General features: G+C 72.7%; 6 protein-coding genes. 3 read left to right on the top strand and 3 right to left on the bottom strand.

From position 1 onward, the window contains the following. Window positions 1-391: 391 nt before the first annotated feature. Complete coding sequence (locus AB0881_RS41560; RefSeq protein WP_366626416.1) at window positions 392-811, bottom strand: MerR family transcriptional regulator; 420 nt, start codon at window positions 809-811, stop codon at window positions 392-394. A 147-nt stretch (window positions 812-958) separates the two neighbouring features. Between AB0881_RS41560 and AB0881_RS41555 the strand changes: the two genes are divergently transcribed. Beyond that, window positions 959-1,543, top strand: coding sequence for a TetR/AcrR family transcriptional regulator (locus AB0881_RS41555; protein ID WP_366626415.1), 585 nt, complete (start codon window positions 959-961; stop codon window positions 1,541-1,543). 8 nt (window positions 1,544-1,551) lie between these two features. On the opposite strand, the gene AB0881_RS41550 is transcribed toward AB0881_RS41555, so the two are convergent. Continuing rightward, window positions 1,552-2,145, bottom strand: a complete 594-nt coding sequence (locus AB0881_RS41550; RefSeq protein ID WP_366626414.1) for a TetR/AcrR family transcriptional regulator — start codon at window positions 2,143-2,145, stop codon at window positions 1,552-1,554. 113 nt (window positions 2,146-2,258) lie between these two features. Between AB0881_RS41550 and AB0881_RS41545 the strand changes: the two genes are divergently transcribed. Further along, window positions 2,259-2,711, top strand: a complete 453-nt coding sequence (locus tag AB0881_RS41545) for a DUF1801 domain-containing protein (RefSeq protein WP_366626413.1) — start codon at window positions 2,259-2,261, stop codon at window positions 2,709-2,711. A 78-nt stretch (window positions 2,712-2,789) separates the two neighbouring features. Then, window positions 2,790-3,197, top strand: a complete 408-nt coding sequence (locus AB0881_RS41540; RefSeq protein WP_366626412.1) for a hypothetical protein — start codon at window positions 2,790-2,792, stop codon at window positions 3,195-3,197. Window positions 3,198-3,210: 13 nt separating this feature from the next. On the opposite strand, the gene AB0881_RS41535 is transcribed toward AB0881_RS41540, so the two are convergent. Beyond that, a complete protein-coding gene (locus AB0881_RS41535; protein ID WP_366626411.1) occupies window positions 3,211-5,751 on the bottom strand; it encodes a DUF4132 domain-containing protein in 2,541 nt (846 codons plus the stop codon). Window positions 5,752-5,768: the final 17 nt, after the last annotated feature.

The raw sequence follows: 5,768 nt of genomic DNA, 5'->3' as shown, positions 1-5,768 counted from the left end.
CCGCAGATGCACCAGCCCGACCGTGCTCCGCGCGACCGCCCCGTTCCCGACGATCTTGAACATCGCGGCGGCGGCATCACCGAGCTCGGGCACCAACTGCTGCGGGTCGCCGAACCGGGAGGTGGCGGTGTCGAGGTCGTTCGCGTTCACGGGAGGTGTCCCTTCGGCGGGGCGGGCCTTGCGTGCCCGCCCGATCGGCTCGTTCACCGCACTGACGGTCCGGACCGGCCCGAGGTGACCGCCCGAGCCGGATCTCTTCACGAACTTTCCCCTCCGCGAGCGGAACCGGGGCGTGACCTGCTCCTCTGGCCGCCTTAGAACAGAGGAGCGCCAGGCAGGCTGCAACCGGAACCCGCCCCCGGAAAGAACGCCGGCCCCACCGCGCCGGGGCTCAGAGCAGGCACTCGCCGCCGGCCGACTCCCGCAGGGCGATCACGTTCTTCCGGTACGTGGGGCACTGGACGAAGTCGTCCGCCGTGCACAGCATGAGGTGTTCGATCATCGCCTTGGACGCCGCGATCTCGTCGAGCCGGCGTTCGAGCTCCGCGTGGTGCTCCTGGAGGAGCTCCTGGCGTTCGGCCCGGCCCGAGACGGTGAGGATCTCGCGGATCTGCTCCAGGCTCATGCCCGCCGCCTTGGCGCGGATGATCGTGAGGACGTGGACGACATGGTCGGAGGTGTAGCGGCGGCGGCCGTTCACCCGGGCCGCGGGGGTCAGCAGGCCCTTGTCCTCCCAGTGGCGCAGCACGTGCGTGGCCAGGTCGAACCGGCGCGCGAGCTCCCCGATCGACATGGTGTCACTCGACTTCATGCTGACATTAACTTGAAGTTTCGCCTCCGCGTCAACCCTCGCCCGCGGCAGCCTGTCGGTGCTGGATACGAAGATGGCCCGCATGCCGCGCACGGGTGGGCGGTACTCTCGCGTACGGTACGGTTTCGTTTCGCGATTGGGGGCGGCATGGCGGGGGCGCGGGGGGTGGCGCGGGAGGAGGCGATCCTTCTCGCCACGCTGGAGTTGCTGGCCGAGGACGGCTACGACCGGATGACCATGGACGCGGTCGCCGCGCGGGCCAGGGCGAGCAAGGCGACGATCTATCGGCGGTGGCCTGACAAGGCGGGGCTCGTCGTGGCGGCGGTGCGGCGGCACGCGGGCGGCGCCGTGGAGGCGCCGGCCGACACCGGGTCGCTGCGCGGCGACGTGCTGGCCGTGCTGGAGATCATGCGGGCGAGCCTGACCGGCCAGGACGCCGCGCTGCTGCTCGGCCTGATCGCCGCGATGCGCCGCGACGCCGAGCTGGCGCGGACGGTGCGCGGCCAGGTGCTGGACGACAAGCGGCAGATCCTCGGGGATGTGCTGGAGCGCGCGGTGGTGCGGGGCGAGCTGGCGGCGGGGGGCGACCACGGCATGTTCGCCGAGATCGTCTCGGCGCTGCTGTTCTCGCGGCTGTTCATCACCGGGGAACCCTTGGACGAGGCGTTCCTGGTCCACCTCGCCGACGACGTGCTGCTCCCCCTGCTGGACCACCACGGATCCGCCCGGTAGCGCGAGCGTCAGGAGGGACCCGCCGGGCGGAGGCCGGTGAGGGCGCACTCGATCATGAGGGGGATCTGGCGGGCGCTCAGCGGGTCGGTGCCCAGCAGGAACCGGTAGTAGAGCGGGGCGTAGAGCAACTCGACCATGACGCGGGTCGGTACGTCGTCACGGAGCTGCCGGGCGGCGACGGCCTTGGTCAGCCTGTCCTGGCAGGCCCGGATGCGGGGTTCGACGACGGTGTCGCGGAGGGCGGCCGCCAGGGCGGCGTCGCCCTGGGCTTCGGCGATCACCCCCCGGTACAGGGCGCCGAAGTCGCTGTCGAGGAGGGCGACCAGTTCGGTGGCCTGGCCGGTGAGGTCGGCGGTGATGTCGCCGGTGTCGGGGAAGTCGAGTACGCCGCCGGACCTGTCGTTGATGACCTCCAGCGCGAGCGCGCCCTTGGAGGGCCACCACCGGTAGATGGTGGGTTTGCCCACGCCGGCGGCCGCGGCGATGGCCTCGATGGTGACCGCGGCGTACCCCCGCTGGACGGTCAGGGCGTAGGTGGCGTCGAGGGTCGCGCGGCGGGAGCGCTGGCTGCGCCGGGTCGGATCGGGTGAGGCGGAACGCACGGGGCCAGCCTAGCGTGATGTTACGGGCCGTTTCGTCTTGACATGGTTTTCCTGCTGGACGTAGCTTTTGGCACGTGACGTAACGTTTCGTTACGTGAACGGAGGAGAGCGCCATGACCAGCACCGACGAGAACGCTTACAAGGGGTTCACGGCCGAGGAGCGGGCCGCGATGAAGGACCATGCCAAGGAGCGGAAGAAGGCGGCGCGGCGCTCCACGCGCGCGGAGAAGGCGGCCGAGGCGCTGCGGGACGTGCTGGCGAAGATCGCCGAGATGGACGAGCGGGACCGGGTCATGGCCGAGCGCGTCCATGCCGTCGTCACCGCCACCGCCCCTGAGCTGGAGCCGAAGCTGTGGTACGGGATGCCCGCCTACGCGCTGAACGGCAAGCTCGTCTGCCACTTCCAGAGCATGGCCAAGTTCAAGACGCGCTTCGCGACGCTCGGGTTCAGCGACCAGGCGAAGCTGGACGAGGGCGCGATGTGGGCGACCGGTTTCGCCCTGACCGAGGTGACGCCCGAGGTGGAGGAGCGGATCGCGGCGCTGGTGACCCGTGCACTGAGCTGATTCGCCCGTTTTCTACGTTTTCGGGAGCCGTGGGGGCGCGGCGGCCGTCTGAATCGCATGGTCTGGAGAATCCCCCTCGTGCGACGGCTCCTGAACTGCGTGCCGGGGGTGCTCCTGATAGGTCTGAGCGTCTTCATGTTCGCCCCGAGGGCGCTGGACGCGGACTCGTCCGCCGTACCCGCCGCGCTCGGCGTGCTGATCCTCCTCGCGGGGATCACGCTCGCGGTACGGGCGTACCGGCTGGGCGTGGAGATACGGGACGGCGAGGTCGTCCTGAGGGGCGTGCTCAGGACGACCCGGATCCCGCAGGCGACGGTCACGCACGTCGATGTCCGCGAGGCCACGCTGGTCTGGCGGCGGCCGGACGGGGCGGTGCGCCGGACGAAGGTCGCGGCGTTCACCGCCCGCGAGAGCGCCCCGTCGGACGTGCGCGAGTACAACCAGCGGCGGATGACGGAGATCCGCAAGGCGATCAAGGGACGCTGACCGCCCTCGGCCCTCAGCCCCTGGACGCCGCTTCGGTGAGTTCGGCGAGCACCTCCGAGGCGGAGACCGGGTCGAGGTCGCCGAAGGGAAGGGCGCCGTGCGGCTCCGGCCGGTAGTCGTCGGCGACCTCGCCGGCCAGCCAGATCTCCTCCAGTACCGCGCCCTCGACGTCCCCGATGGGGATCCCGACGTCCAGCCTGATGTTAACGAACAGGCCGGTGGGGAGTTCGCGGTAGAGGGCGTGCTGGAGGCCGGCGTCCATGGGGCTCGTGCGGCGCCAGCCGTGCCGTTCGAGGGCGAGCACGGCCGCGCCGGAGATGTACGCGCCCTGGAACCTGTCCAGGCGGCGGCCCTCACGTTCGGCATCGGTCAGCGCGTGCACCGCGCGGTCGAGCTGCCGGAACGGCTGCACGATCTCGTAGTCGGCCAGCACCTCCGCCCACGCGCCGGTGTCCGCGCCGGGCTCCGCGGGGTGGAGGATGCCGATGGCGGCCGACTCCGGCAGCGTCAGCACGTCGTCGGCGGCGTCGGCGAACGTGCGGTCCTCGGCGACGCGGAACGCGGTGGTCTTGCCGCCGTCCTCGGCGACCCAGACCAGCCGCCGCGCGAGATGCCAGATCAGCGGGTGCTCCACGAACAGGCGCCGGAACTCGCCGGGCGTCCAGCGGCGCCGCGTCACCATCGCCGACTCCAGGCGATGGAGCTGGAGGGAGGCCACCGTCCGCACGTCCTTCTTCAGGGCGGTGAACCTCTTGTACGCGGCGGGCGCCAGGTCCGGATCGTCCTTGGCGCCCGGCTTGGGCAGCGCCTTGCGGCGGGTGCCGTCCTCGTCGGACACGTACGGCCTGAGCCCCTCGTCGAAGCCGACGAGGAAGCGGCGCCGCCCGTAGTCCAGGACGAGCCCGCCGCCGGCGTCCAGGCCGAAGTCGGGGACGAGCCGGTCGCCGAGCTGCTCGGCGGTCAGCCCCAGCCGGTCCGCGACCTCCTGGATCTTGCCCTGCGCGCGCGCCTTGAGGCCCTTGAACCGCGCCCTCTGCGCGACGCCGTGCAGATGCGTCAGCGCCATGTCCGTGCCGATGGCGGCCAGGACGTCCAGGCCGGCGACCGCCTTGTGGTGGCCGTCCTCGCCCGGCCACGCGTTGATCCGCGGGGTGAGCCGCGAACCGGTCGTGTCGTCGCCGAGCCAGCCGAGCTGCGCCAGCGCCCAGCCGCCCTTGGCGGGGGCCCCGTTCCGGTCCCACAGCGAGAACAGCGCCCAGGAGAACTCCGCCAGCGAGCCGGCGTCGCACACTTCCTTGGCGATCTCGACGCCCGCGTAGACGCCGCCGTGCTTGGACATGGCGAGCATCGTCAGCAGGTTGCGCACGGCGCCGGCGGGGAGCGCGTCCTCCCGGCCGCGAAGCCGGATCTGCGGCAGCGCGCGCACGTCGGCCCATTCGTCCACGACCGGTATGCGAGCGGGCAGGTCCTCCAGCGGATCCGCCGGCCCTCCGGAGCCGGACGGCTCGGCGCGCTTGCCGGTACGCGACCACGGCGGGTCGGCGAGCGGCCGCGGCAGGACGTCCGCGGGCGCGTCCGGCAGCGGGTCGTGGTCGGTGACGAGCGCGCCGATGACCGTGCGCGTCTCGTCGGGCAGGCCGGGCAGCACCTCGGCCACCAGCTCGCGATTGATCCGGACGTGCTCGGCCAGTCCCCCGGAGAGCGCCGGGGACGCGGCGGCCGCCGGTGCCAGCAGCCGGAGCGCCCGGACGGGGAAGCGCCTCATCGCCGCGAGCAGCGCGGGCCGCACGTGCTTCTCGCCCGCGTGGTCGATCAGCGCCTGGAACGCCGTGTCGCCGGGGAGGAGCGCCAGGATCCCCGGGACGTTCTCGCGGACGGCCTTCTGGCCGCGGCCGACGTCCAGCGCCGTGGCGAGCAGCGGCGCGGCGCCCGCGCCCGCCCCGTCCACCAGCGTGACCATGAGCGGCCGGTCCCACCACCACAGCAGGTGCCGGTGGGCGGCGATGGACGCGGCGGCCAGGTCCACATGCTCGGACGTGCTCAGCGAGCAGTACAGCAGCTGCCAGAAGTCCCACTCGTAGCCGGCGTCCGGCGGTGCGGCCAGGCACTCGTCCACCCAGTCGGTCCTGGACGGCACCAGGAAGGAGACGGCGGCCCGCTGGGTCGCGGTGCGGCGGTGCTCCGCCAGCGCGTCCACCGCCTCCTCGTACTCGGTGTCGCCGGCGGCGGCCAGCAGCGCACGCAGCCGCGCGCCGGCCTTCACCAGCTTCGTGGACGCGACCGTCGAGCGGCCCGGGGCCCGCGAGGCGGGGTCCTCGGCGTCCCTGAGGCCGGGGAGGCCCCAGGTGATCCGGCCGAGCTCGGCGAACGCGCGGGCGGCGAAGGCGAGCCCGTGCTCGCTGACCCAGGAGTCCGCCACCGGCGCCGCCAGCTTCTCGACGCGCCAATTGCCGGCGTCCTCCGCCAGCAGCGCGGCGGCGACGGCCGCGCCGGGATCCTGGAGTTCGCCGCCGGCCGCCTGGGCTGCGCCCCCGCCGACCTCACCCTCGAACACTGGGCCGTCTCCCTGAC

It is taken from the genome of Spirillospora sp. NPDC029432 (genome assembly GCF_040703975.1).
In the GTDB taxonomy this organism is placed as follows: Bacteria; Actinomycetota; Actinomycetes; order Streptosporangiales; family Streptosporangiaceae; genus Spirillospora.
This window is presented reverse-complemented; position numbering and strand designations above follow the sequence as displayed.